We start from the raw sequence: 23,658 nt of genomic DNA, 5'->3' as shown, positions 1-23,658 counted from the left end.
GTCCCTTTACGCAAAGATCTCTAGGCGTTGCATTTCATCCTTGAATTGGCGCTTTCTGATGAATTTCTTGCAGCAATAACAAAAAAACTAGGCTACACACCTACACCCGAAGCAATCTTCTATTACATCTATGCCGTCTTCCATTCCCCAACCTATCGCGATAGATATAAAGAGTTTCTAAAAATCGACTTTCCCCGCGTGCCCCTTACCAGCGACGATCGCCTGTTTCGGCAACTAGGACAATATGGTGAAGAACTTGTTGCACTCCATCTGATGAAATCACCCAAGCTAGACCAGCACATTACTGAGTTTGTGGAGGTGGGGGGAAATAGCCTTGTTGATGCAGGACATCCCAAATATGCCGATGGGGCTGTAACTATCAACAAAAAAGGCGATAAATTCACAGGCGTTCCTGAAAGTGTTTGGAACTTCTATGTCGGTGGTTATCAGGTTTGCCAGAAGTGGTTAAAAGACCGCAAAGGTCGTCAACTCAGCCCAGAGGATATTCAGCATTACCAGAAAGTTGTTGTTGCCCTACACGAGACGATCGCGCTTATGGCAAAGATAGATGAAGCGATTCCCAGTTTTCCGATTGAGTAAAATAAGGAGAAAAACTTATATAAGTCTAACCACTGAACCTTAGCTATATGCTTATGCAGGAGACAAATTTATGAATACAGTTGAAGTCCGTCAGAAAATTGATCGCAACCTCAATCGACTTCCACCTGAAAAGTTGGCTCTTATTGCTGACTTCATAGAGTTTCTATCCCTAAAGGAAAGCGATTCCTTGCAGGATGCGTCCCGCCGCGAATCTGTTCCAGAAAAGGCGATCGCGAATCTTGATAAGCCTTCTACGGGTGCATCGATCTTAGAGCATTTAAAAAAAATTGGTTCTTGGCATGGAGACGATTTTGAAGAATGCCTTCAGATGGTCTACGCTACTCGCAGCAAAGCTAAATTTGACAAGCATATTAATCCATTTGAGTAATGTATTTACAAATTTGCTAGCAAACCTTGCGATCTCAACTGTACGTCGTTGATATAGCTTTGTAACCCTTCAAGTACCGTTGCCTCACTTGCTGGCTCTGACCAGCCAAAGATGATTTTGATAGCGCGATCGCACTCTTGTCCAACGATTATTCGTTCCTGTACCCAAGTAAACCCTTTAAGCTCAATCAGTTTGTATATCAACTGCTCTAAGCAAATTGTTCGTCCCCGCAAACGATTACAAATACTCTCTAGATTGGGGGCAGTTGCTAACGCTTCTAGACAATTCTTATCTCCAGTCACTAGCCAAAATACTTCTCTGTTCGCAGTTGCGGCGATGAGTTCGGCTTCCCCAGCATCAATTTTTTTGACCCCATTAAGCAAAGCAAATTCTGAAATACTTTCGACCGTGACAATTTGACACTGCCTAGCAATCGCGATCGCTTTTTGACAAACTGGCTCAGAGTATTGGTTTATGTAGCGCTTACCTCGAAAAGTGTATTGGGCACTGCTGACCACCTGTAACTGCTGCCAGCTTAAATTCAAAATAGAGAGGGTTTCATCAAATAAATCAAATGCAGATAATTTGAGAATAACGTCATTGTCTAGGAAGCAGGTAAGCAATTACGGGCTTCCTCCATAATTTCTAGAATATCTAGTCCTAGAACCAGAGCTAAGTATTCCTGATTGTCATTACTCAAACTTTCCCAGTCAAGCGATCGACTTAGATATTTGTTAATCAGTTGGGGAGCATTTGCTTCTTGTTCGATTAACCCAGCCGCCTTACGAGCCACTGGAAAGTGACTTTTTTTATACCAGCCATAGTTCCAAACGATCGCTCCAGAATCTACGCGATCGCGCTGAGATTTTTCAATAGCACTCTTTGCTAATCGATCGGCAGTCATGAAGTGGGGGAAATAATATACGCGATCGGGCTGTCCCAATATTAGCTCCGCCGCAAATTCATTCGCTGCACATTCTTCATTATCTTGAAGGTCAAATGTACCTATTTCCTCTTCACTAATTGTCATTCCGTCCTTAAGATGCCCCAATGCAATATGCCCTAATTCATGAGCAATGATAAAAGATAAACGACTAGGAGAGCGATCTCGCAGACTTGCCAGAATCACAGGATGCCCCTTGGATTGCGTGACCATACCGTGAAACTTCTTAACGGTGTTTGGGAAATCAGCAAAATGAGCGATAGGAATACCATGTTCATGGCAAAAAGCGAGTAGTGCTTCAAGACTTACGTTCGCATATTTATCGAGAATGGCTGCCCGAATTTCTCTAGCTGTTATACCCTCTACTGGGTGGTATTGTTGTTTGTAGGTATGAGAAACTAACTCAGCCACACGAAGCGCTAAATTGTGGGCAACAACTAGTTCAGATGGGATAGTCTTATTTGAAACAGTGGTAGTATCTTCAGTAAATTGCGAATTATTCTGACTATCTTGAATCGCGTTAGACTTTACTTTGCTTACAGTTTTGAATCGTGTTTTGCTTTGTGTCTCAAAAGTTGGGGCTAAATCTTGATTTAAAAGAGAATTAAAATCAAGGTTAAATCTTCTGGAAAAATAAAATGCAGCAGTTACGACTGCATCGGGAGATGCTTCATATTCATCACACCACCATTCGGGTAGTCCGTTATCTTTGATAAAATCTCGATTAAATCCTAGTTGTTTTAGGCGATCGTATAAAGTCTTGAGATCAATGTAGTTAGGCTTAGCTTGAGTTTGGGTCATAACACACCCTCCTTTGCACTTATATAAAGCTTTAACGCTTGAGTGTGCATTTTTTGTAGACTAACATGATCGCATTTCTATAGGGATTTTAAAACCTATTAACAAAAAGATTTATGTACAATAATCAATAAATCCTGATAAACCAGTGCTAGAAAATGTCATTGCCGAGCTAACCCGCAAGCAACGCCCCTACTATCTCCCACAAGGTAGCCCTATTAAAGGCATTGACAGCCAATACTGGCTAATTTTTAAGCATCTCGAAGCTGATACCCTACTCAAAAACATCGTCTCTTTTTTCGCGTTGGGTGGCAAAAAAGACACGCATCGATTGATCCGAATTGACCCACAAGAAGCCAAAGTTTATACCTATATTCCCAATAAGCAAGGCAATGTTCCTAGCACTGCCCTTCTGCGTACCGCCAACCTCAACATCATCGAGAAATTTCTCAAACGGGAAAGCGTTGCCAAAGAACCTGCCCTTTTAGAAGGTAGTCTCAGAGCGATCAAAGCACTAAAACGCCGCTACAACCTACCAGAAGAGTTGGAGAAATATAACAAAGCGATCGCGCAGATGCTAGACCGCAGCATCACCTATCGCCGTTCCACTGCCTACTTTGATAGCGGCATTCTCAAACTCTACGAAGAACCCCTCCAAAACATCGTTCAAACCGATGGCAAGATCTTGCTACTAATGGACTGGCAAGGTTTTACTAAAAAAACTGATATTGCAGAATTAGAAAAATTACACGACCCTACCTATCTCGCTCAATTTGCCCAACGCACCCTGCAAGAATTTTTACAAGGCTTAGAAGACAAAATATTTAGCCACACCGAGATTTTAGCCGAGCTGGTTCGCTTAGGCTTTCTGCAAATTAAGCTGATCAAAATGGAACAAGGTCGCGCCATCTATCACAAAAAAACAGGCATCTTAAGCGACTCCTTAGACAATCACATCCTGCATGAAGGTTCTGATAACTTTACCCGTGCCGCACATTCCCGCAATGCTGAGAGCGTTACCTTTTTGGTAATTGCTCAACCTAGAAGGAATCAGGGTTTCAGCCTATAAATTGTCTCAAAAACTAGCTAAATGACACCATTCTCATTTGTCAAACGATAATTTGCTGATATATAGATAAAATAGAGGTAAAATCGACTTTTTGACAGTCATTTTTTGTTGATTTTACTAAGTTGAGCAATTACCCTTTTTGTATTCGTGGGAAACTCTAGACCGTGAAGCGATCGCGCAAAGCATTCAACAGTTCGATCTTGAGTGGCAGCGCCAAGATATTGCTTTTGACCTCAGCCAAGATTTTTTACGCCAAGTTAGAGAAGAACGCGATCGCCGCGCCCAATTTCAGCAACCGCAGATTACATCCATTACTCCCGATCGATTTCCCTCTGGAGAAATTACCAGCGTTGAGATTACAGGGCATAACTTCGATCGCATCGATCGCATTACGGTAATTGACGATCCTCTTGTAGAAGTTAAGATCGACGAACAAACTTCGGACAGGATCAAAGCACAGGTAGAAGTTTCGCCCGATCATCCCCCTCAGCCGATCAACGATTTTAAAGTCAGAGATAAAGAAGGAAAAGAATACACGACCAAACCACCGCTTACACCACAGGTTACAAACGTTCTTAAGGTTCCTGCTTTTCCTGAGATTATTGGCTTTAAAGAAGCGATCGAAACCATTCTTGCAGGTAAGTATGGCAACCCCTATGACTTTCTCTATTGGATGGCACAGCAACGCCCCCGACAATTTAGGGTGGAATCAAACGATCGCCTTGATGACCTTGTAAATCAGGATGTTTTATTTGAACATCAAAAATCTGGAGCGCAACATTGCCTACGGGTCATGCAGGACTTTGGGGTTGCCGTATGTGCCGATGCCGTGGGTCTAGGCAAAACCCGTCTAGCGGCAGCAGTAGCATATCTTCATCGAGAACAAAATCCCCAAGCTAAGATTGCGATCGTAGCTTCCCAAAAGTTATTCCTTAACTGGGAACGAGAGATGAAAGAGTTGGGCTTTAAAGGAGCCAACATTGATTATGAATTCTACAACAAGAATCTGATGAGCCGTAAAGGGAGCAGGTTTTTGGATGACTTCAATCGTTATGGAGGTGCAGATCTAGTCATCATTGATGAAGCTCACGAGGGCATCCGCAATTTCAACAACCGCATCCATAAAACTTGCCTGCAAATTCGCGAAAACGACCAACGTAACGGACGGCAACGCCAATTTTTGTTACTAACAGCAACACCTTGGAATAACCGCCGCGAAGATATTTACAACATCCTCAGCCCCTTTCTCAGTCGATTAGACAGCTTTAAGGCTGTTGGTTTCCCGCCAGAAGTAGCCCAATGGTTTGAAAGCCGAGAAATTGGGGTAGAAAATTTTACCGATCGCACCGACCTATTTCGCCGCGTCTACAAACAGCTATTTTTACAACGCACACGCCAGATGTTACGCGAGGCAATGCCAGATCTCAATGTCTATGCCAAGCGTCTAGCGGAATGGCTTCCCGTGCAGTTTGAACCGAGTACCGAGCAAGCTCTAGAGCAAATCTTTACTCAGTTTGAAACCAGCTTATTCATTCCCTTTGCCGACCCAATTCGCTATTTTACGGGTAGTGCCGAACAGCGATCGCTACTTGCAAACCAACGGCGCTTCTTTTTACAACGTGCTGAATCGAGTATGTATGCTCTAAGTCGCACCATCGTTAATTTCAGAACTCGGATCGACCAGATGCGATCGCGTTTAGAAGCAATAACACCTGATACTGAGGGCTTAAACGACTTTTTACTCGAACACTATGGTTTCAGCAAACCAGTCCAAACCACCCAGAAGACTGACTATGAAGCTGATTTCTTCATGGAGGATGAAGACTATGAAGAGGAAGAGGAGGATGAAGAGACAGCAACAGACAAAGAGAACAAACGCCAACAACTTCGCACCCAGATTAATAAAGTTACAGATGCTCTAATCGAACAGCCCGATAGAGCCAAACAAATTTACGATCTGATGCTTTTAGCTTGCAAACAAGATTTAGTCCAAATGGAGCATATTCAAAGGCTACTTGCAGATGAATTTGTCAAAGACCACAAACGCGAACAAGTTACTCAGCAAGTGCGTCAACTGGTCAGTCAAGGCAAGAAAGTGCTGTTAATTTCTACTTTTTCCGATACCGTTCTCGATTATTACCTTCATATGTCAAGGGATAGCACAATTTCAAGCCAAGGTATCGGTATGGCGATCGGTTCGACAAAATCCTACATCCCAGATAATGCTACGCGCACGCTGCAATTTGCGCCCCATAATTTTAATAAAGGGAACCGTCAAACCAACGGTATCAAGCGTCAGGAATTATTTCGTTTGTTTGCCCCTGTTGCCACTTGCAAAAATCCTAGCGATCGCCCCTCAAAAGAAACTGAAATCATGGTGCTGATCGGCTCTGAAACCTTATCAGTTGGGCAAAACCTCCAAGATGCCGATTATCTCATTAACATCGATCTACCTTGGAACCCGATGACCCTCGAACAACGCATCGGACGGATCGATCGCCCTAAACAACATCATCCAGAACATATCACGATCTACTATGCCAATAGCGAAAGTCAGCTATTAAGGCAAGCGAGTCGGCTTCGCAATCTCAACAAAAAACTGGTAGGAGATCATGCTAACCCAGAAGGCGATATTCAAAACGTCTCAGATACAAATGCTCTGGGAGCCTCTGTTTATGGCGACACTCTCTTTGACGATCCAATTTTGCCGGGGTACGTTGATTTTATTCAAAGTCTGGCAAAGTCCCGACAGATAGAACATAGCAGCCTTCAGGAGGAAGTCTATAACAAACAAGAAACCGCTCGTGATTTGTATACCCATCAAGAAGTTTTGTACGGCGAGAGTTTAAGCCAACTAGTTGAAAATCTAGGCAAAGACTACAAACCAAACCCGATCGCTTTGGGCAAGAAAAGTGACAAGCCAGCAGAGCCCATTGGTTTAGTTGCTCTGACTGTCCAGTATTTCGATCCGAACGGGGAAGTCATTGCAGAACAACAGCAAGATATTTTTTGGAACGATCGAACAGGTGAACGAAACGGCTATGGAATTGCGATCGCTACTGCTTTCAATACGCCTGAATTAGCAGATGTCGTATCTACTAACTACCTACTCACGTCTGCTAGTGACCTTTACAAACAACTTACAAAACTCAAACAACAACTATCTGCGGATTTAGATCGAGCCGATACACTTGAAAACATCACGGTGACATCCGAGCGACTTAGCAAAATCCAAAGGCGAATTGCCACCCTAACAAGTTTCCCTACGGGCATAACCCGCTCAGTAGTTAAAGAAACACTACAAAAACTCGACTCCTGCAAGCAAAGTAAGTTAGTCCAAAAACTATTACGCGAATATACTAGCGGCGCAAATATTAAGCTTGAGCCTGCTGATTTTGTGGCAAAGCTTGTGGAGGATACCGATAAACTGAACTTACTGGCAATACCAAGCGCCAAAGCATCAAGTTTGGAGGTTTCTCTATCGGCACTACTACTGAGAGGGTGATAAAATGCCACCCAGCCAATATGAAAAAAGTATGAATTTTTGCTTGCAAAACTCATTTTGACTATGAATTGACTATGAAAACAATTGCCTCGATCTGAAATTCTTATCCTGAAAGGGTTTTGACGATTCTAGACTTCCTTCACACGGAAGGGGTCACTGGTTCAAATCCAGTATCGCCCATATAAAGGATATTCTCTAAGTTCGCTCATACTTAGGATATAAACTGCCTCAGCCAAAACGCGGCGGGAACCGCATCTGTAGGAATCGCTATCCTTGCAAAACCTGCGCCGCAGTTAACTCTAAACTACCAAGCAGAGGTGAATTAATTACCATATCACCCGTAAACACAAATTCATCGTAAAAACCTTCCACCCATTGCAACAGCGTCACCTTCTGCGCGATCGCATCCACAATCCAATACTCTAAAATTCCTCGCGCCGCATATTCAGAACGTTTATAGCGATAGTCTCGACTTTCTTGAGTTGGACTCACCACCTCTACCACCAACTCAGGCGGCAGCATATCCATTAAAACCAGCGATCGCGTCGCCCCCTGCATCGCCACAGCCAAATCTTCAGAAAACACAACCAAATCAGGGATACGGACACCCACCCTTTGGCTATGCACCGCAACCTCAGTCTTCATACTCAAGCGATAAGACGGGATGCCTGATTGTAAAAAGTACGCAAACAAAAATGAGGCAATTCGCCGATTGATTTCACTCTCAAGGGGCATCCGAATTAATTCTCCATTCTCCAACTCATAAAAACTGTTATCTAAGCCATCATCAAACTCAAGAAACTCCTCAAAAGTCATCTTTTTAAAGCTTTCTTGCTGGATCTCTGGAGAGGTTGTTTTGGCGATCGCTACAGTCATCGACTTTCCTCCTAGGCGCTATCTATGTATTATCTCTTATTATCGATTTCACTCTTGATTTCCCCTGAGAGCATATTGTGCCTATCTTTTGCGATAGATGATTCCGAAAAATTTGGTGAATACCAGTTTTACATCATAACAAAGACATTCCTGTAAACTGATTTGGAGGGAATACCCCTTTAAAAAACTAAGTAAAAAACTAAGTTGATATGACCGAATCTTGGGAAACCACGCTAACTGAGCAAGCAAGCTCTTTACTACAACCCTTTGTCACAAATACAGACAAACCTGTTTTCTGTTTGCGTAACTTACCCGAAGTCGTCAAAGGAGCCTTATTCTCTCGCTACAGTCGCACCGATAAAAGCTTGCGACGAATCTTACTAGATGAGTTTATTCATGCCGATGAGTCGAGCTTCGATCGCATTGTGGGTGGCATCGGAGAAAAAAACAACGATCAATTGGTGGCAATTCAGCAGGCAGAGGCTTTTTACGAGCGCGTTCTCATTGGTTACGGCGATGATTCCGTTGCTGAGTTGGGCGGGGCGCACATTGCCTGTGAAGGAATTAGTAATATTGCCGCCAAAGCGATCGAGGATAGCCGCTTAGGGATTTCTCCCTTAGAGAAATCGACGAGGTACGTTCCATTTAACCGCAAAGTGAACGATCGCTATCGCTATTATCGCGAACCCTCGATTATGGCATCGCCCCATGCCGAAAGGTATGAAGCCACATTAGACCATTTATTTGATACCTACACTGCACTGATCGATCCGCTGGTGGTTTGGGTGAAATCCTGCACGCCTAAGGATGAGGCAACATCGGAGCGGGCTTACAACAGTGCGACAAGGGCAAAAGCCTTAGATTTGTTGCGCGGATTACTCCCGATGGCGACATTGACAAACGTGGGTCTATTTGGGAACGGACGTTCCTTTGAATACCTACTTACAAAGATGTCTGCCTCTCCCCACGGGGAGGTTCGCCAACTTGGAAGTGCGATGCAGCAGGAGCTAGATTGTGTAATTCCCTCTTTTGTCAAACGTTCTAAAACGGAACGTGGTGCAAAATATGCCCATTATTTATCCACAAATCGCCAGCAGATTGCCCAACTCGCGCAAAAACTTCCCAAACAAGCTGAAATCGCTGGATCCTCTACGGTTCAACTGGTGGAATACGATCCAGAGGCAGAGGTAAAAACCGTTGCGGCTATTCTCTATCCTCACACCGATTTGACCTTAGCGCAAGTTAACGAATATGTGGCGAATCTGTCAGCGACGGAACGAATAGAAATTATTCATGGCTATGTAGGCGATCGCAGTTCGCGGTTCCATCGTCCTGGGCGTGCCTTTGAGGAAACCTACTATACCTTTGACCTGTTAGCCGATCTGGGTTCTTATCGCGATCTGCATCGCCATCGCGTGCTCACGCAAGAGCGCCAAGATTACACTGTTCGCCATGGTTATATTGTTCCACCTGAGCTGGAGGAAGCCCAACTAGCAGAGCCCTATCGCAAAGCCCTAGAGTATGCGGCGGAGACAACGGAGTTAATTCGGGCAAGTTTACCCGAAGCGGCGCAATATGTTGTGCCTTTGGCATTTCGGGTGCGGTGGCGGATCAGATTAAATCTGCGCGAAGCCTACCACCTGATTGAGTTACGTAGTGCGCGGCAAGGACATTCCACCTATCGAACTGTTGCCCAAGAGATGTATCGCCAAATTTTGGCTGTGCATCCCACATTGGTAGCAAATATGAACTTTGTTGACCTGAATGACTACGATCTAGAGCGCTTAGCTTCCGAACAGCGCCTTGATGCGAAGTTAAAGCAAAATCAACAGTAAGACCATTTTCAAAAAGATGCATTGCATCTTTTTGAAAAGACCGTGCAAAGACCGTGCTAAGTCATGCTTCCCCCTCGTGGAAGATATCGTTTAGCGAATATCATATCCAAATAAATTAGCATCCACTTCATCCAGTTTGAGATCGGCTAAACCATACTCAGCCCAACGGCGATCGACCATAGCTGCGACATCAGGATCGCTTTCTAACGCCTCTCCCCATTCATGATCGGTTTCGGGGGGAACCTTGGTTGTGGCATCAATTCCCATGCGACCGCCCAAACCAATTTGCTCGCTGGCAAAATCTAACGTGTCAAAGGGTGTCTGGGGCAAAATAAACACATCTCGTACGGGATCGACCTTAGAACTCAATGCCCAAACCACTTGACGCGGATCGCGAATATTGATCGTTTCATCGACGACAATCACAAACTTGGTGTAGGTAAACTGGGGTAACGCACTCCAAAACGCCAAAGCCGCCCGTCGCGCTTGACCGGGGTACGATTTCTTAATCGAAATAATGGCTGCTTTATAACTTAGGGCTTCCATTGGCAAAAAGAAGTCGGTAATCTCCGTGACCTGCTGCCGCAAAATTGGCGTATAGATGCGATTGAGCGCGATCGCCATCATTGCTTCTTCTTTAGGAGGTCTGCCACTAAAGGTGGTGAGATAGATGGGATCTCGGCGGTGGGTAATGGCTTGAAATCTCACTAATGGCGAGTCTTCCACGCCGCCGTAATAACCCATGTGATCGCCAAAAGGTCCATCGGGTAAAACTTCCCCTGGGGTAATCGTTCCTTCTAAAATAAACTCGGCTTGAGCGGGAACTTCCAAATCGATAGTTTTACATTTGGTTAACTGTACGCCTTCGCCACCGTAGAGTCCTGCAAAGATCCATTCCGATAAATCCACTGGAATGGGCGTTGCGGCTGCCATGATTAGTAATGGATCGACACCCAAAGCGATCGCAATTTCTAGCTTCTTTCCCATCTCGGCTGCTTTGCGTAAATGTCTAGCTCCCCCACGTACAGATAGCCAATGTACGGTCATCGTATCCTTTGACTGTTGCTGCAAGCGATAGACACTGATATTCGGAATTCCATTTTCTGGATCTTTAGTAATTACTAAACCCAAGGTGATTACCTTCCCCGCATCATGACACCAAGGTCGAATCATCGGAATGATATTCAGATCGACTCGATCGCCTTGCAATACGACTTCCTGACAGGGGGCATTGCCAAAGAGAACCTTCTGGGGACGAGACTTTACAACATCAAAGAGAATCTTACCGAAGTCGATCGCTTGCGAAATTTTCTTAGGCGGCTTGGGGCTTTGGAGTTTTCCCAGTTTTTCTCCCAATGCTTCCAACTCCATTTGATCTTCCATGTCCATTGCCCAGCATACGCGCTCAACTGTGCCTAGCAAATTCACGACAACTGGTGTATTGGAACCTTTGACATTCTCAAACAGTAGAGCTGGACCACCGGATTGCAAGAGGCGATTGCTAATCTCAGCAATTTCTAAATCGGGATCGACCAGTGCTTTCACGCGATGGAGTTGATGGCGTTGCTCTAGCAAATTTAAAAAAGATCGAAGGTTACGTGTCATGAAAAAAAAGGCTGATTGAGATCTGCCCTCCCATTATAGAGATATGATACTGATATCCCCATACCCCTTGGACTACGTCATTAGGCATGAAATCCGCAAATTCAAATTTTCTATTCCTTAATATACATTCATAAATTTTAATATTTCTTTACCTTTATTAAGGTCGATCAAACAACTCGTCATTACGACAAACCTTACGTTCAATTCAATATATAAGGAGCTAAATTATGTCAGTTACTTTAGAGTCAGCTCGGTCAATCTTTTCAAGCACAAAAATTGCTGATGTGGTAGTTCAAACTACCGACGCATATAATAAACTCAGTGTCGAAGACCAATTGGCTTTACTTTGGTTTGCTTACACTGAAATGGGTGTGACAATTACCCCTGCGGCAACTGGATCTGCAAGCATGATCTTGGCAGAGCCTACACTAAACGAAATCAAGAAAATGTCTGCTGCTGCCCAATCACAGGTAATGTTCGATCTTGCAAGTAATGCTGACACAGTAATTGGAAGAACTTACTCTTCGTTTAGGGTCAATACCAAACTTGGCTTTTGGTACGAGCTTGGTCAATTGATGAAACTTGGTCAAGTCGCTCCTATCCCTGTTGGCTATAAGCTTAGCGCTGAAGGTTCTAAAGTATTAGAAGCAATCAGAAATCTTGATCCAGGCCAGCAAATCACTGTTCTGCGTAACACCGTTGTAAATATGGGCTATAACCCATCCGTAGGCGAAGACTATGCCAAGCGCGAAGCGCCTAAGAGCACGCCTATCTCTCTATCTGAGCGGGTTCAAGCTAAAATCGAGGGCGTTACCAACTACACCGTTCTCAGCTATATCGACTACATGAATGCCTATGAATTTTCGTTGGCAGCGGGTCTATTTGCCGAAGAAGGTGCATTACAGCCTCCATTCCAAAAGCCAATTGTGGGACCAAAAGCCATTCTTACCTATATGGGCGAAGAATGTCAGGGATTAAAAATGATGCCAGAGCGTGGCGTGGTTGATGTCGTTGAAGATGGCTATACCCAAATCAAAGTCACAGGTAAAGTACAAACCCCTTGGTTTGGTGGTGGCATTGGTATGAATATTGCTTGGCGCTTTCTCCTCGATCCTCAAGGTAAGATTTTCTACGTTGCGATCGATTTGTTGGCATCTCCTAAGGAATTGCTCAACCTCGCACGTAGCTAAGTTTCTTTAAAATGGAATCATAGGGGCAAGTGATGAGTTGCCCCTACTTGATTGATCTCAGTCGTTTACTTCGCTGTTGGGGCTTGGCTTTTTGCTTTCGCCTCCACTGCTTCTAAACGACTTCTGAGTTCTTGATTCTCTTTTTTGAGTTGGTTTAGTTCCTCGCGCAGTTGCTTGATGCCTGCATCCTTTCCGATCGCTTTTTGAACGCGCTGCACGGCTTCATCGGCCATCCGTCGCACGCGACCATCGGGAGTTTGGTCGGCAAGGGCTTGCAAAATCCCGATCGCGGCGGGGCTGTCAACCTGACCTAAAGCGCTCACCACCGATACTTGGGTGAGAAAGAAGGTTTCTCTGGCGATCGCTTGCAAACGATTGAGAATCTTTTCGGTTTTGGGTTTGGTTTGCGATTTACCCATTGCCCCTAAAGCCCGAATTGCCGCAAGTCGCAAAGGTTGCGGTACGTCAGGCGCAGTGTACTGGATCACGATCTCCAGCGCTTCATCGGAATCCTTGAGTTTTGCCAGTCCCGCGATCGCGCCAGAACGCACCACTTCATTCCATCCAGCTTTCTCTTTGAGTGTCGTGTGCAGGAGCTTAATTACTTTGCTCGGTTCTCTCTCTGCACTCAAGGCTGCGGCCAGGTCGCCCACATGGGTTGCTGCCGTTGCCTCGACCAGATAGCTAGGATCGCCTTTCTTGAGAAAGGGTTTGATCGCATCCAAACTTTCTTGGGTTTTGCTGGTGGCAAGTCCATTCAAGACAGCGCGTCGCACCCTTGCATCTGTATCTGCCAAACCTTTGATTAAAGCGGTAAAAGCTTGATCGAGCTTAATCGATGCCAACTGACCTGCAACTTCTACCCTTACGCCCCAAAAGGGTTCGTTTAAGAGGGCTTGTTCCAATGCATTGATCGCTTCTAGTCCGCCTTTCTTGGCGATCGCTTCTGCTGCTTGAATCTTTGCCAAGGGATCGGGATTTGACAACAGCGATGCCTTTAGCTCAGCCATACCATACTCTAGGGTAACTTGCTTGAGGTAATCGTTGCCATGATCGAAGCTGACAAAACTTGGTTTGGATTCTAGAGGGAAATAGAAAGCCTGATCCTTCTCAAACACGCGCACCTTAAAGATTTTTAGCTCTGACTTTACTTCTGATTGCCCTTCTGATTTGGCTTCAAAACCAAAAGCGATCGGAAGTTTGAGATCGAACAGATCCTCTTGGGTTTGGGAAACAGTGACCTTTGCTAGATTGTTCTCAGCATCCCAGCTGTAGCCCAGCTTATACTCTGGATGTCCGCCACGAAACACATACTGATCGAAGAGAGATAGGCAGTTCCGTCCAGTTGCCTGCTCGATCGCGCGGATGAGGTCGATCGTTTCCACCGTTTTATGGGCATTTTGCTGCACGAATAGATGAATTGCCTTCCAAAATAGCTCGTCACCCAATTCCGTACGAATCATATGGTAGACGCAGCCACCCTTCTCATAGGTATGACGATCGTAGAGTTCGATCGCTTCGCGATAGACATGGGTAACAATGGGACGGCGATAGCGTTCGGCATCCTCTGCCAGATAATTCCGCATTTCCATCAAGCGATAATAGGCAGCATCCTCGGCGCCATATTCATGGTCTGTCCAGAGAACTTCGGCATAGGTGGCGGCTCCCTCTTTGACCCAAGCGTGTGACCAATGCTTGATCACAACCAAATCCCCAAACCACTGGTGGGCGAGTTCGTGGGCGACAAGACTCTCACTAGCGCGGTTGTCGAGGGCAGCGCGTTCGTCTAACATGCAGCGATCGGTGAGCAGTGTCGTGGAAGTATTTTCCATGCCGCCAAAGATAAAATCAGCCACGCAAACTTGGGCATATTTAGGGAAGGCATAGTCATAGCCGTACTTTTGGCTAAAGAACTCGATCATCTGTGGGGTTTTGCCCATGGTGCGACGGGCATCGGCTTCGCTCCATGCCTTATCGACATAGTAGGTAACGGGCTTGCCGCGCCATTCGTCCGTGACTTCTAGAAAATCTCCGATCGCTAAGGTCATCAAATAGCTGGGATGAATCTCTTTTTGCGACCAGTGATAGATCGTGTCTTTTCCTGCTTTCGTAACGCTTACAAGTTCTCCATTCGACACGGCTTTGAGTTCTTTGGGAACGCGTACCTTAATCTCGGAAGTTGCTAATTGTCCCGGATAGTCAAAGCAGGGAAACCAAAAGCGCGAATCTTCATCTTCGCCCTGCGTCCAAACTTGGGTGGGCTTGTTGGGATAATGTTCGGAGGGCATGACAAAATAAATACCGCGCTGGGGCTGGACGGCGGCATAGGCGATCGCTAGGGTAATCGGATGATTCGCCACAGTCGGCTCGACCAGACTGACCTTGAGAAATTCACCGTCATAATCAAAGGGCTGCGCGACTTTGCCAATCTTAACGCCATCAATCCTCAGACTGACGGCATCTAGGGTGAGGTCGGTGATTCCACTGCGCACGGGGTTAATCCGAATCGTGCAAGTTCCCGCGATCGTGAGTTTGGCAATATCGACAACCAGATCTAAACCAATATGTTCTACCTGACCGGGGCGATCGGGATTATAGTGCGGCTTGGCTCCTGGTAATTGAAAGGACTTATGTTTGCCATTGCCATTATCCCCATCCCAAGCCGCGAGACTGTTTTCAAAGGTGAACGTGCGATCGCTCGAAATTTGCTGGAGTGAGGAGGTTTTAGATGCCATAGAGAATTAATGCGATGATTTTAGAGCAGTCAATGTATTGCAATCTTACCAAATCTAAAATATGCGATCGTTTCGCCTTTGGCGTTTTCCTCATTCAACTTATCTGTATCCGAGTTACTCCCACCTGTTTAACTCTTAATTGTCTGGGATGCCTGCAATTCCTCTAAGCGCGATAACACCTCATGGCTATGGATTGTAGGGTTTACGTCAAGGAAGCGATCGCGTAAAACTCCATCAGGATCGACAATAAAGGTGTGGCGAGAAGACATAAAGCCCATCCACGAGCCGTAGGATTTGCTGACCGAACCATCGGTATCTGCGAGGAGTGGAAATTGCAATCCCTCGGAATCGCAAAACTCCGCATGGGAATCGACGGAATCCACACTGATGCCTAAAATCTGGGTGTTTTTGATCGAATATTGGGTTGAGTCCTGTTGAAACCTTCTTGCTTCCAAGGTACAGCCCGTGGTGAAGTCCTTGGGATAAAAATAGATCACCACCCACTTCCCTTTGAAGTCAGATAGCGAGATTTTGCCTGACCCCGTATTGGTCGGCAAGGTAAATGCAGGGGCTGGCTGGTTAAGAGTGGGCTGTTTACCACCCAAAGCATAGGCTGGAGCTTGTGCGATCGCTGCACTTCCAAGCGCAAACACAACTGTGAGACTCAAGCAAATCAAGAACCCTAGACAAAACTTCACGAGAAATTTGTAAGAACTTAGAGCAAATATGCGATCGCTAGGCATAGTGAATCATTAGTTAGGCGATTGTGTTGGCGATGGAGCTGTAGAGGGTCTTGGGGCAATCTCACTCACAGGCTTAGGATTAGCTGGTAGCGTAGAGGAGGGCTTAGGTTTTGCATTGGGCATCTGTGGTTCCTTGGAAGGCAAAGGCGTAGGAGCCGACTGAACCGATTTGGTTTGCAGGTTAGAAAAGAAACCTTGCATTTTATTAAATCCCCAATAGGCAGTGCCACCCATGATCGCCAACAACACACCGACCGTTACCAAGGTCTCGACGATCGCAGGGATACCATAATAGGTACGGTAAGGATCGAGCTTTGACAGATGATCTCGCTCTCTAGCAGCGAGCGGACGACGAAAACGCAACCGCTGATCGTCTAACTTTTCTAGCAAAATCCAGCCCGATCTCGCTTCCTCTATGCAAACTTGCCTGAGCGTTTTACGATTGCGAAAGCCCCCCGTATTGGTTCGCAAAATTTTAAATTCCCAGCCTTTTTGCTGTTCGCTAGGCGAATAGGACTCATAACGCGTGAGATTTTCTTCTTCCTCAATCTCATCGTTTTGCTTGTTGCGTTGATACGCCCGAAATATATTGTTGATAATCACAGCCTGAATCCCTACGTCGAGAACCAATATACTCATGATTAGTGCATTCATGGTAAGCACCTTTGACTATGCTACTAATCCATTATTGCCAAAGTGTAAACGAAAAGTCTTGATTTGCATCACCAATCCTGAGCTGTATTTTTGATGATAGTGTAGCCCCATCTGACCAGATCTGATCGCCAAATGCGAAACAGATGACAAAAAATAGTAAACCAAGGGTGAAAATTCCCGATCTGCTACAGCTAAGCAGGATGTTATCATGCTTAGCTGTAGTCTTTATAGATTGGGTCTAGAGGCATGAATACCTTTACGTTGATGGCTGAAATCGTGACCGAGCCTGAACTGCGACGTACACCAGACAATCAAAATGCGATCGCATCGTTTTTAGTCCAGTTTGATGGCTCGCGAGCTGATGAAAGTCCCTATCGCCTCAAGGTCGTGGGCTGGAATAATCTCGCCGACAATATCATGGAGCAATATCACAAAGGCGATCGCGTCGTGATCGAGGGTCGCTTGCGCATTGAAAGCTTTGACAAAGGCACTTATAAAGAAAAACGTACAGAACTAACTGCTCAACGCATTCACAATTTAGGCAGTGTCAATCTCAGTGCAGGTGTGGCTAGCAGTACAGCCAGTAGCTTTAGTAGTTCTAGTGGTCAAGCTACCGCTCAGCCGAGTAGTACTGGCAGCAAACCCCCAAGCAAAGCTGCGAGTAAAGCCGCCCCATCGGCATCTGTGCCGATCGCGGCTCCCCCCATTGATAACGAAGCCCAGTACGATGACATTCCTTTCTAACTAAACCTTGATTATGAGGTGGTTAAGCGAAGTCGAAACTACCTCATAATCACTTAAGACCAAATCACACCTGTTAAATTGGCTTCCTCGGTGATGGTTCCGAGCATAGTGACATCAGCAAGCTTGGCTTTGGTCAGGTTGGCTTTGAACAAATTGGCTTTAGAAAGATCGGCTCCATTGAGGTTTGCCCCCGTAAGGTTTGCCTCGCTTAGATCTGCTTCGCTAAAGCTAGCGCCATACAGGTATGCATAGCTAAGATCGACTTCACTGAGATTTGCTCTCGTTAAATTAGCCCCATTTAAGGAAGAGCGACTTAAATCAGCACGATGCAAAATTGCGTCGGTCAGGTTTGCTCCGAATAACCTTGCCTCAGACAAAATCGCATCGCTAAGATCGGCTTTCACTAACTTCGTATTTCCCAAGTTAGCGCCATTTAACTTTGCCCTTGCTAGTTTTGCCTTATTTAAAATGGCTTTATAGAGATTTACCCCATAGAGCTTGGCTTCAGTTAAATTTGCCTCGCTGAGATCGGCTTGTCCCAAATCGGCACCACTCAAATTTGCTCCGATTAGAGTAGCTCGATAGAGCTTTGTACCGTTGAGATCGGCTCCATTTAATTTGGCTTTGCGAAGGTCGGCTCCGTACAGACTGGCTTCGCTCAAGTTAATACCACTTAAATCGGCATGGCTAAGATCGGCTCCATTGAGGTCGGCTTTACTGAGGTTAACCCCTGTAAAATCTCGTCGTCCTTCCTTGTATTTTTGGATCAGTTCGTTTACTTCCATAGCTTTAGCTTATTTGCGATTTCTACAAATCTCATTTTGAAATTAGGTCAGATCGGGATTTGAGATCTGAGCTAAATACAGGTTTTGGTAAATGGTATTACTCCGTTTCCTGTTCTTGCTCTTTCTTTTTAGCTTCTTGCCATTCCGTTTCTAGGGCTTCTAAAATTTCTTGCTCTTGTTCGACAAAATCTGCTTCACTAATTTCGCCTAGATCGAAGCGAAGCTGAAGTGTCGTAAGTTTCTTTTGTAGATTTTCCGTTCGATCTAATTCGGCTGAAGCACGTTCGTCGATTTGTTCAGCAATCCAAATCAGGCTATCAAGCGGCCAAGTGAGTAGCTGCCATACCATAGGGAAATTCCATATATTTGCTTGAGCTTGTACAACCTTATCCTAGAGTTGTGGTTACTGTTACTTTAGTTTCTATGTTGAGTCAAGTCTATCAATATGGGTTGCGTCCCTGGTTGTTTGCCCTCGATCCTGAAATGGCCCATCATTTAGCGATCGCAGCTTGTCAAAAGGTCAGCGAATTTGCCCCTTTGCAAACTACAGTTCGAGCCTTTTGTCATTATCAACATCCTTGCTTGCAACAAAGTCTCTGGGGCATTCAATTTCCTAACCCCCTTGGTTTGGGCGCAGGCTTTGATAAAGATGCAGTGGGTGTGGGGGCTTGGGCTAGCTTTGGTTTTGGCTTTGCTGAGGTGGGAACGATTACAGCCCACGCTCAAACGGGTAACCCCAAACCGCGTCTATTTCGCCTGCCTGCCGATCTGGCTATCCTCAATCGCATGGGGTTTAACAATCGTGGAGCGACAGCTACTGCTGCCTATTTAGCGGAATATTTCGATCGCCAAGATTCCCTCACAAAAACAACTGTACCCTTAGGCATTAACCTCGGCAAATCAAAAATTACGGCTTTACAAGATGCAAAGGACGATTATCTTCAGAGCTTCAGATTGCTAAAACAGTTTGGCGATTATTTTGTGGTGAATGTGAGTTCCCCAAACACCGTTGGGCTGAGAGATTTACAAGCAGCAGACCAATTAGGTAGCATTCTTGCAGCACTTCAGGCAGAGAACGATCGCGCCTTACCCATTCTTGTCAAGATTGCGCCCGATCTGAACGATGCCGATATTCACGCGATCGCGGCTGTCTGCCAGTCCAATCAAGTGGCTGGGATCGTCGCCACAAACACCACGATTAGCCGTCAAGGCCTCAAAACAAGCATTACCCCCATTACGGGCACAGCGATCGCGGACGAAGCAGGGGGGATCAGTGGAAAGCCGTTACAGCAGAGATCGACAGAAGTAATCCGCCTAGTTTGGCAAGCTACAGAAGGCAAGATGCCGATTGTGGGGGTGGGTGGAATCTTTACTGCAGAGGATGCTTGGCAAAAGATTGTTGCTGGGGCATCTCTCTTGCAGATCTATACGAGTTGGATCTATCAGGGGCCTTTGGTCGTGCGCGAAATTCTCAGTGGTTTAGTACAAAAGCTTGAGGCTGAAGGGCTTGAGCAGATTTCTCAAGCAGTTGGTTTAGACCATAAAGCTAAGAGCAATTAGCTGTTAGGCATTTTCGGCGATCGGTCATTGGTTATTAGTATTTTGTCTGGGGCTAGACAAGCCAATACCCCATACCGATTCCCCACATACCTTTTAACCTTTCTGACGGAGGCTTTCTAATTCTGCTCTGAGGTCAGCAATCTGCTGCGTTAAATCTTTGAGATCGGTTTGAACATTTGATGAAATCTTGGGCTCAGCGATCGGCTCAACCACATCTGTTGCCGTTGTATTCACAGTCACCGTAGAAGGGGTATCTGCTTCTGTTGTTTTAGAACCACCATCGGTTTTGATTTGTCGCGCAATAAAGCTGTCAACCAAACTGCGAGCTTCAGATTCGGTAACAACCCCCTTTTCGGCTAATTCTTGCGTCAAGCTGTCAAAGTCTCGACGCAAAGCGCTAAAACTTTGCTCTTGTTTGCGGGGATCTTGTAAAACTTCAAGCAGACTGGCGGTTGCGCCTAAAGTCACGTAAAAGCCCTTTTGCAATAGCTTACCTAAGTCAATAGAGTCCATAAGATCTCTGAAAAATGTTTACTTTTGTAATCAATTGTAACCGAATTGCTAGAGGCTGGGAGGAAACTGGAAAGAAACCGAAAACAAAGCTTGTCTTCTAAACTTACTCCCTTTAATTTCCCCTCGCACGCTTTCGCAAAGCAACTTCCCTTTGGTAGGGGGAAGTCTCGAAATATCTTTTTCTCTCCCTTTTGTAAAGGGGGACGGGGATCCTTGGGATGTATGGTGTTTCAGGTTCTCTTATCCCGAACTGACGTTATCTCTACGAATGGAGTCAGGGAATTCTATTTTGCTAATGACAGATAAATATTTAAAGGAATGCTCCTTAAGCATGACAGTTTGATTGCTCCCACGATCGGTTGGAATGCTTTCCTAGTCAGATGTGATCTGCAATACTTATAAAAAAATCTTTAAAAAATCTTTAGAATCGAACATCTCTATCGGAGGTAAACTAACCTCAGCTTAATAGCTGTTGATATATTTACATCAAAGGAGTTCTATCATGAGCGAAGAGAAGAAAGAAGGACTTGGCGGATTTGTAAGCGGACTACAGCAAAAAGCTGGAGAATTTGCCGAAGGTCTCAAAGATAAAGTCGAAGATGTCGTTGGTGAAGAGAATTTCAAGAAGGTCTCTGATGTTCTTAATACAGATGTCGGAGCGATCGCAAAAGACGCAGTTGATAAGACAGGGGATGCTTTAGGCGATTTAAAGGAAAAAGTTGAAGATGTCGTTGGCGAAGAAAATATCAAAAAGGTCTCTGATGTTCTCAATACGGATGTCGGTGCGATCGCGAAAGATGCAGTTGATAAGACAGGGGATGCTTTAGGCGATTTAAAGGAAAAAGCCGAGGATGCTTTTGAAAAAGTGACTGGGAAAGGTGAAGGTCCAACATCATAACTAACACCAAGTTCAATTGAACTTCACATCTAGTGCGGTCTTAATCAGAAGTGCCTGACACTTCTGATTAAGACCCTGATTAAGAAATGGTATTAGCTTACGGCTAAAATAGATTTTCAATCTCCACAGGTTCGACAGATTCGCCTAAGGGAAAGCCAAATACCTTTGCATAAAAGTATAGTTCGCCATCAAGGGTACGCTTAATGTTCTCTGCCTTCCGAAAACCATGCTGTTCCCCTTCAAATGGAACATAGGCAACAGGTAAGCCCTTGGCTTTGAGCGCATCTACCATCATCTCAGCTTGATTGGGTGGTACGACCCGATCTTCTAGCCCTTGAAAGAAAATCACAGGACAGGACAGGCGATCGGTAAAATGAATCGGCGATCGCTGCCTGTACAAATCCTGAAATTCGGGATATGCACCAATTAAGCTATCCAGATAGCGAGACTCAAACTTATGGGTATCAGTTGCCAAAGCTTCTAAATCGCTGACGCCATAGTAACTTGCCCCAGCCTTAAATACATCTCGAAAGGTGAGAGCACATAGAGTTGTGTAGCCACCCGCACTACCCCCAGCGATCGCCAGTCGATTCCAATCTACAAGCCCGCGCTCTGCGAGGTACTTAGCTCCATTGGCACAGTCATCAACATCCACCACTCCCCAGTTAAACTTCAGGCGTTGGCGATAGGGTCTACCATAGCCCGTGCTACCGCCATAATTGACATCGAGCACAGCAAACCCTCTACTCGTCCAGTACTGAATCTTTAAACTGAGCGTATCTGAGGTTGAGGCGGTTGGGCCGCCATGACTTTTGACGATCAAGGGCGGTTTCTCGCCATCAGGAGCTTGATAGTCAGGATTTTGGGGTGGATAAAAGAATCCATAGGCAGTCAGACCATTCTCCGTAGGAAATTCCACGGCTTCGGGAATAGAAATATAACTTGCCGAAATGGCTAGATCGGAAGAACAGCGCAATATTTGTGATTTCCCCGTACTCAGATTGATTTGTACGATCGCTGTCGCTTGTGTCGGCGAACCTGCAAGAAATGCCACTTTTTCTTTGGTCGCTTGCAGACCAGAGATTTGTGTATAGGGGGTATCAAGGGGCTGGAGCGATTTGCTGGAGAGATCGAGTGTTGCCAGATACCATCTACCCTTCTGGGTATAAGAGCAAATCAACCGCTCGGCACTGACAAACGCATAGGTAGACATCCCAAACACCCACTGCGGTAAGCCAAACTCTGCTTCCATAGGGCATAGAGGTTCAATCGTTCCCTCTTTAGACCAGCGATAGAGATTCCACCATCCCGTGCGATCGCTGACAAAGCACAGGGTTCCATCTGGTGACCACTCTGGTTGAAAAATAGACTCCTCTACACCACCTGCCACTAATTTAGGTGTGCTTGTAAAGGAATGTTCGCGTAGATTATTTTGTGAATAATTGTTTGACGAACTATGATTCAGTGCATTCTGAAGTGAGTTATGATGCGCGCCAGTTGCCTTCCGATCCTCAGTTGGGATAATTTCAGCCACCCACAGTTCAGTGCCATCCCAAGGCATATTGGGATGATTCCAACTCAGCCATGCCAATTGCTTGCCATCAGCACTCAGGCGCGGTGAAGCATAAAAATCTGCCCCTGAAGCCAATACCTGCACATCATCCCAATTGGTTAGGTTAATACTGACAAGCGTGTTAACGGGTTCTCCACCAGCGGTGTGATCCTCTTGGACGCAGATCAAACGTCCTCTAAAGCGATCGTAAATGCCATCCGCATAACGAAAAGCGGTCAAGGGGGTTAAGGGGGTGGGAATGCGATCGCCAACAACCTGCTGATAGATGCGCTGATCGCTAAAATTGATGAAGTAAACGCTGCTATTGTGAACCCAAAACGAACCACCCCCATATTCATGAACGCGGGCACGCACGTTAAATGGGGCTGGAGTGACATCTGAAATATTGCCATCAGAGGTATAGCGCACGATGACATTTCTCCCTCCCTCAGAAGGACGTGCTTCTAACCAGTAAAGATCTTTGCCATCAAAGGCTAGCTGCCCCAAGCCAACCGTGCCTGCCACGATTAAATCTGAAGTGATTGGCGATTTCCAAGAGCCATAGGATGTCACATTTGATTGCGGTGTTGTCATGCTTATCTAAATCTTCAGAATCTAGAATCAGTGTAAATGAAAGTCTTGCCAAAAAATTAATAAAAGTTAAT

At 45.5% G+C, this 23,658-nt stretch carries 20 protein-coding genes; 9 read left to right on the top strand and 11 right to left on the bottom strand.

The window, feature by feature from the left end; translation table 11 throughout:
• Window positions 1-27: 27 nt before the first annotated feature.
• Entirely contained in the window at window positions 28-600 is a 573-nt protein-coding gene (locus tag V2H45_RS03000; protein ID WP_330482130.1) for a type ISP restriction/modification enzyme, read from the top strand.
• Between the two features lie 70 nt (window positions 601-670).
• Window positions 671-988 (top strand): DUF2281 domain-containing protein, encoded by a 318-nt coding sequence (locus V2H45_RS02995; RefSeq protein ID WP_330482129.1) that lies wholly within the window; start codon window positions 671-673, stop codon window positions 986-988.
• Between the two features lie 5 nt (window positions 989-993).
• Here V2H45_RS02995 and V2H45_RS02990 read toward each other — a convergent pair whose 3' ends face one another.
• Together V2H45_RS02990 and V2H45_RS02985 are read right to left on the bottom strand one after the other, a co-directional pair.
• Window positions 994-1,611 (bottom strand): hypothetical protein, encoded by a 618-nt coding sequence (locus V2H45_RS02990; protein ID WP_330482128.1) that lies wholly within the window; start codon window positions 1,609-1,611, stop codon window positions 994-996.
• The gene (locus V2H45_RS02985; protein WP_330482127.1) at window positions 1,593-2,732 is read right to left on the bottom strand and encodes an ImmA/IrrE family metallo-endopeptidase; all 1,140 of its coding nucleotides are present in this window, start codon (window positions 2,730-2,732) and stop codon (window positions 1,593-1,595) included. The genes V2H45_RS02990 and V2H45_RS02985 overlap by 19 nt, the downstream gene beginning before the upstream one ends.
• Window positions 2,733-2,877: 145 nt before the next feature.
• Here V2H45_RS02985 and V2H45_RS02980 point away from each other — a divergent pair, with 145 nt between their 5' ends.
• Together V2H45_RS02980 and V2H45_RS02975 are read left to right on the top strand one after the other, a co-directional pair.
• Complete coding sequence (locus V2H45_RS02980) at window positions 2,878-3,798, top strand: phospholipase D-like domain-containing protein (protein ID WP_330482126.1); 921 nt, start codon at window positions 2,878-2,880, stop codon at window positions 3,796-3,798.
• 139 nt (window positions 3,799-3,937) lie between these two features.
• Window positions 3,938-7,303, top strand: coding sequence for a helicase-related protein (locus tag V2H45_RS02975; RefSeq protein WP_330482125.1), 3,366 nt, complete (start codon window positions 3,938-3,940; stop codon window positions 7,301-7,303).
• A 267-nt stretch (window positions 7,304-7,570) separates the two neighbouring features.
• Here V2H45_RS02975 and V2H45_RS02970 read toward each other — a convergent pair whose 3' ends face one another.
• Complete coding sequence (locus V2H45_RS02970) at window positions 7,571-8,179, bottom strand: Uma2 family endonuclease (RefSeq protein WP_330482124.1); 609 nt, start codon at window positions 8,177-8,179, stop codon at window positions 7,571-7,573.
• 209 nt (window positions 8,180-8,388) lie between these two features.
• On the opposite strand from V2H45_RS02970, the gene V2H45_RS02965 reads away from it, so the two are divergent.
• On the top strand, window positions 8,389-10,014 hold the full coding sequence (locus V2H45_RS02965; RefSeq protein WP_330482123.1) for an FAD-dependent thymidylate synthase: 1,626 nt from the start codon (window positions 8,389-8,391) through the stop codon (window positions 10,012-10,014).
• 90 nt (window positions 10,015-10,104) lie between these two features.
• Here the strand turns inward: V2H45_RS02965 and V2H45_RS02960 are convergent, their stop codons facing one another.
• Window positions 10,105-11,619, bottom strand: a complete 1,515-nt coding sequence (locus V2H45_RS02960; protein ID WP_330482122.1) for a UbiD family decarboxylase — start codon at window positions 11,617-11,619, stop codon at window positions 10,105-10,107.
• Between the two features lie 227 nt (window positions 11,620-11,846).
• Between V2H45_RS02960 and V2H45_RS02955 the strand changes: the two genes are divergently transcribed.
• Entirely contained in the window at window positions 11,847-12,809 is a 963-nt protein-coding gene (locus V2H45_RS02955) for an orange carotenoid protein N-terminal domain-containing protein (protein ID WP_330482121.1), read from the top strand.
• A 65-nt stretch (window positions 12,810-12,874) separates the two neighbouring features.
• Here V2H45_RS02955 and V2H45_RS02950 read toward each other — a convergent pair whose 3' ends face one another.
• The 3 genes from V2H45_RS02950 to V2H45_RS02940 all read right to left on the bottom strand — a co-directional run bounded on the left by V2H45_RS02950 (window position 12,875) and on the right by V2H45_RS02940 (window position 16,941).
• Window positions 12,875-15,544 (bottom strand): M1 family metallopeptidase, encoded by a 2,670-nt coding sequence (locus V2H45_RS02950; protein ID WP_330482120.1) that lies wholly within the window; start codon window positions 15,542-15,544, stop codon window positions 12,875-12,877.
• A 128-nt stretch (window positions 15,545-15,672) separates the two neighbouring features.
• Window positions 15,673-16,287, bottom strand: coding sequence for a peroxiredoxin (locus V2H45_RS02945; RefSeq protein ID WP_330482119.1), 615 nt, complete (start codon window positions 16,285-16,287; stop codon window positions 15,673-15,675).
• Between the two features lie 9 nt (window positions 16,288-16,296).
• A complete protein-coding gene (locus tag V2H45_RS02940; protein ID WP_330482118.1) occupies window positions 16,297-16,941 on the bottom strand; it encodes a hypothetical protein in 645 nt (214 codons plus the stop codon).
• 246 nt (window positions 16,942-17,187) lie between these two features.
• Here V2H45_RS02940 and V2H45_RS02935 point away from each other — a divergent pair, with 246 nt between their 5' ends.
• Window positions 17,188-17,685 (top strand): single-stranded DNA-binding protein, encoded by a 498-nt coding sequence (locus V2H45_RS02935; protein ID WP_330482117.1) that lies wholly within the window; start codon window positions 17,188-17,190, stop codon window positions 17,683-17,685.
• A gap of 53 nt (window positions 17,686-17,738) precedes the next feature.
• On the opposite strand, the gene V2H45_RS02930 is transcribed toward V2H45_RS02935, so the two are convergent.
• Window positions 17,739-18,470 (bottom strand): pentapeptide repeat-containing protein, encoded by a 732-nt coding sequence (locus V2H45_RS02930; protein ID WP_330482116.1) that lies wholly within the window; start codon window positions 18,468-18,470, stop codon window positions 17,739-17,741.
• 97 nt (window positions 18,471-18,567) lie between these two features.
• Window positions 18,568-18,819, bottom strand: coding sequence for a gas vesicle protein GvpG (locus V2H45_RS02925; RefSeq protein ID WP_330482115.1), 252 nt, complete (start codon window positions 18,817-18,819; stop codon window positions 18,568-18,570).
• A gap of 74 nt (window positions 18,820-18,893) precedes the next feature.
• Here V2H45_RS02925 and V2H45_RS02920 point away from each other — a divergent pair, with 74 nt between their 5' ends.
• Window positions 18,894-20,030 carry a quinone-dependent dihydroorotate dehydrogenase gene (locus tag V2H45_RS02920; protein ID WP_330482114.1) on the top strand — a complete coding sequence of 379 codons (1,137 nt, stop codon included), beginning with the start codon at window positions 18,894-18,896 and terminating at the stop codon, window positions 20,028-20,030.
• A gap of 93 nt (window positions 20,031-20,123) precedes the next feature.
• Here V2H45_RS02920 and V2H45_RS02915 read toward each other — a convergent pair whose 3' ends face one another.
• Window positions 20,124-20,543, bottom strand: coding sequence for a hypothetical protein (locus tag V2H45_RS02915; protein ID WP_330482113.1), 420 nt, complete (start codon window positions 20,541-20,543; stop codon window positions 20,124-20,126).
• Window positions 20,544-21,045: 502 nt separating this feature from the next.
• On the opposite strand from V2H45_RS02915, the gene V2H45_RS02910 reads away from it, so the two are divergent.
• The gene (locus V2H45_RS02910) at window positions 21,046-21,441 is read left to right on the top strand and encodes a hypothetical protein (protein WP_330482112.1); all 396 of its coding nucleotides are present in this window, start codon (window positions 21,046-21,048) and stop codon (window positions 21,439-21,441) included.
• A gap of 103 nt (window positions 21,442-21,544) precedes the next feature.
• Here V2H45_RS02910 and V2H45_RS02905 read toward each other — a convergent pair whose 3' ends face one another.
• Window positions 21,545-23,587 carry a S9 family peptidase gene (locus V2H45_RS02905; RefSeq protein WP_330482111.1) on the bottom strand — a complete coding sequence of 681 codons (2,043 nt, stop codon included), beginning with the start codon at window positions 23,585-23,587 and terminating at the stop codon, window positions 21,545-21,547.
• Window positions 23,588-23,658 lie beyond the last annotated feature (71 nt).

It is taken from the genome of Tumidithrix elongata BACA0141, assembly GCF_036349135.1.
In the GTDB taxonomy this organism is placed as follows: domain Bacteria; phylum Cyanobacteriota; class Cyanobacteriia; order Pseudanabaenales; family Pseudanabaenaceae; genus Tumidithrix; species Tumidithrix elongata.
The sequence above is the reverse complement of the archived record's forward strand: the minus strand, read 5'-3'. Positions and strand labels throughout refer to the sequence as shown.

Bases quoted from the DNA above. Each gene is read 5' to 3' on its own strand.
- V2H45_RS02995 (WP_330482129.1), top strand. From the start codon at position 671: ATGAATACAGTTGAAGTCCGTCAGAAAATTGATCGCAACCTCAATCGA.
- V2H45_RS02985 (WP_330482127.1), bottom strand. From the start codon at position 2,732: ATGACCCAAACTCAAGCTAAGCCTAACTACATTGATCTCAAGACTTTA.
- V2H45_RS02970 (WP_330482124.1), bottom strand. From the start codon at position 8,179: ATGACTGTAGCGATCGCCAAAACAACCTCTCCAGAGATCCAGCAAGAA.
- V2H45_RS02965 (WP_330482123.1), top strand. From the start codon at position 8,389: ATGACCGAATCTTGGGAAACCACGCTAACTGAGCAAGCAAGCTCTTTA.
- V2H45_RS02960 (WP_330482122.1), bottom strand. From the start codon at position 11,619: ATGACACGTAACCTTCGATCTTTTTTAAATTTGCTAGAGCAACGCCAT.
- V2H45_RS02955 (WP_330482121.1), top strand. From the start codon at position 11,847: ATGTCAGTTACTTTAGAGTCAGCTCGGTCAATCTTTTCAAGCACAAAA.
- V2H45_RS02950 (WP_330482120.1), bottom strand. From the start codon at position 15,544: ATGGCATCTAAAACCTCCTCACTCCAGCAAATTTCGAGCGATCGCACG.
- V2H45_RS02945 (WP_330482119.1), bottom strand. From the start codon at position 16,287: ATGCCTAGCGATCGCATATTTGCTCTAAGTTCTTACAAATTTCTCGTG.
- V2H45_RS02940 (WP_330482118.1), bottom strand. From the start codon at position 16,941: ATGAATGCACTAATCATGAGTATATTGGTTCTCGACGTAGGGATTCAG.
- V2H45_RS02935 (WP_330482117.1), top strand. From the start codon at position 17,188: ATGAATACCTTTACGTTGATGGCTGAAATCGTGACCGAGCCTGAACTG.
- V2H45_RS02930 (WP_330482116.1), bottom strand. From the start codon at position 18,470: ATGGAAGTAAACGAACTGATCCAAAAATACAAGGAAGGACGACGAGAT.
- V2H45_RS02925 (WP_330482115.1), bottom strand. From the start codon at position 18,819: ATGGTATGGCAGCTACTCACTTGGCCGCTTGATAGCCTGATTTGGATT.
- V2H45_RS02920 (WP_330482114.1), top strand. From the start codon at position 18,894: ATGTTGAGTCAAGTCTATCAATATGGGTTGCGTCCCTGGTTGTTTGCC.
- V2H45_RS02915 (WP_330482113.1), bottom strand. From the start codon at position 20,543: ATGGACTCTATTGACTTAGGTAAGCTATTGCAAAAGGGCTTTTACGTG.
- V2H45_RS02910 (WP_330482112.1), top strand. From the start codon at position 21,046: ATGAGCGAAGAGAAGAAAGAAGGACTTGGCGGATTTGTAAGCGGACTA.
- V2H45_RS02905 (WP_330482111.1), bottom strand. From the start codon at position 23,587: ATGACAACACCGCAATCAAATGTGACATCCTATGGCTCTTGGAAATCG.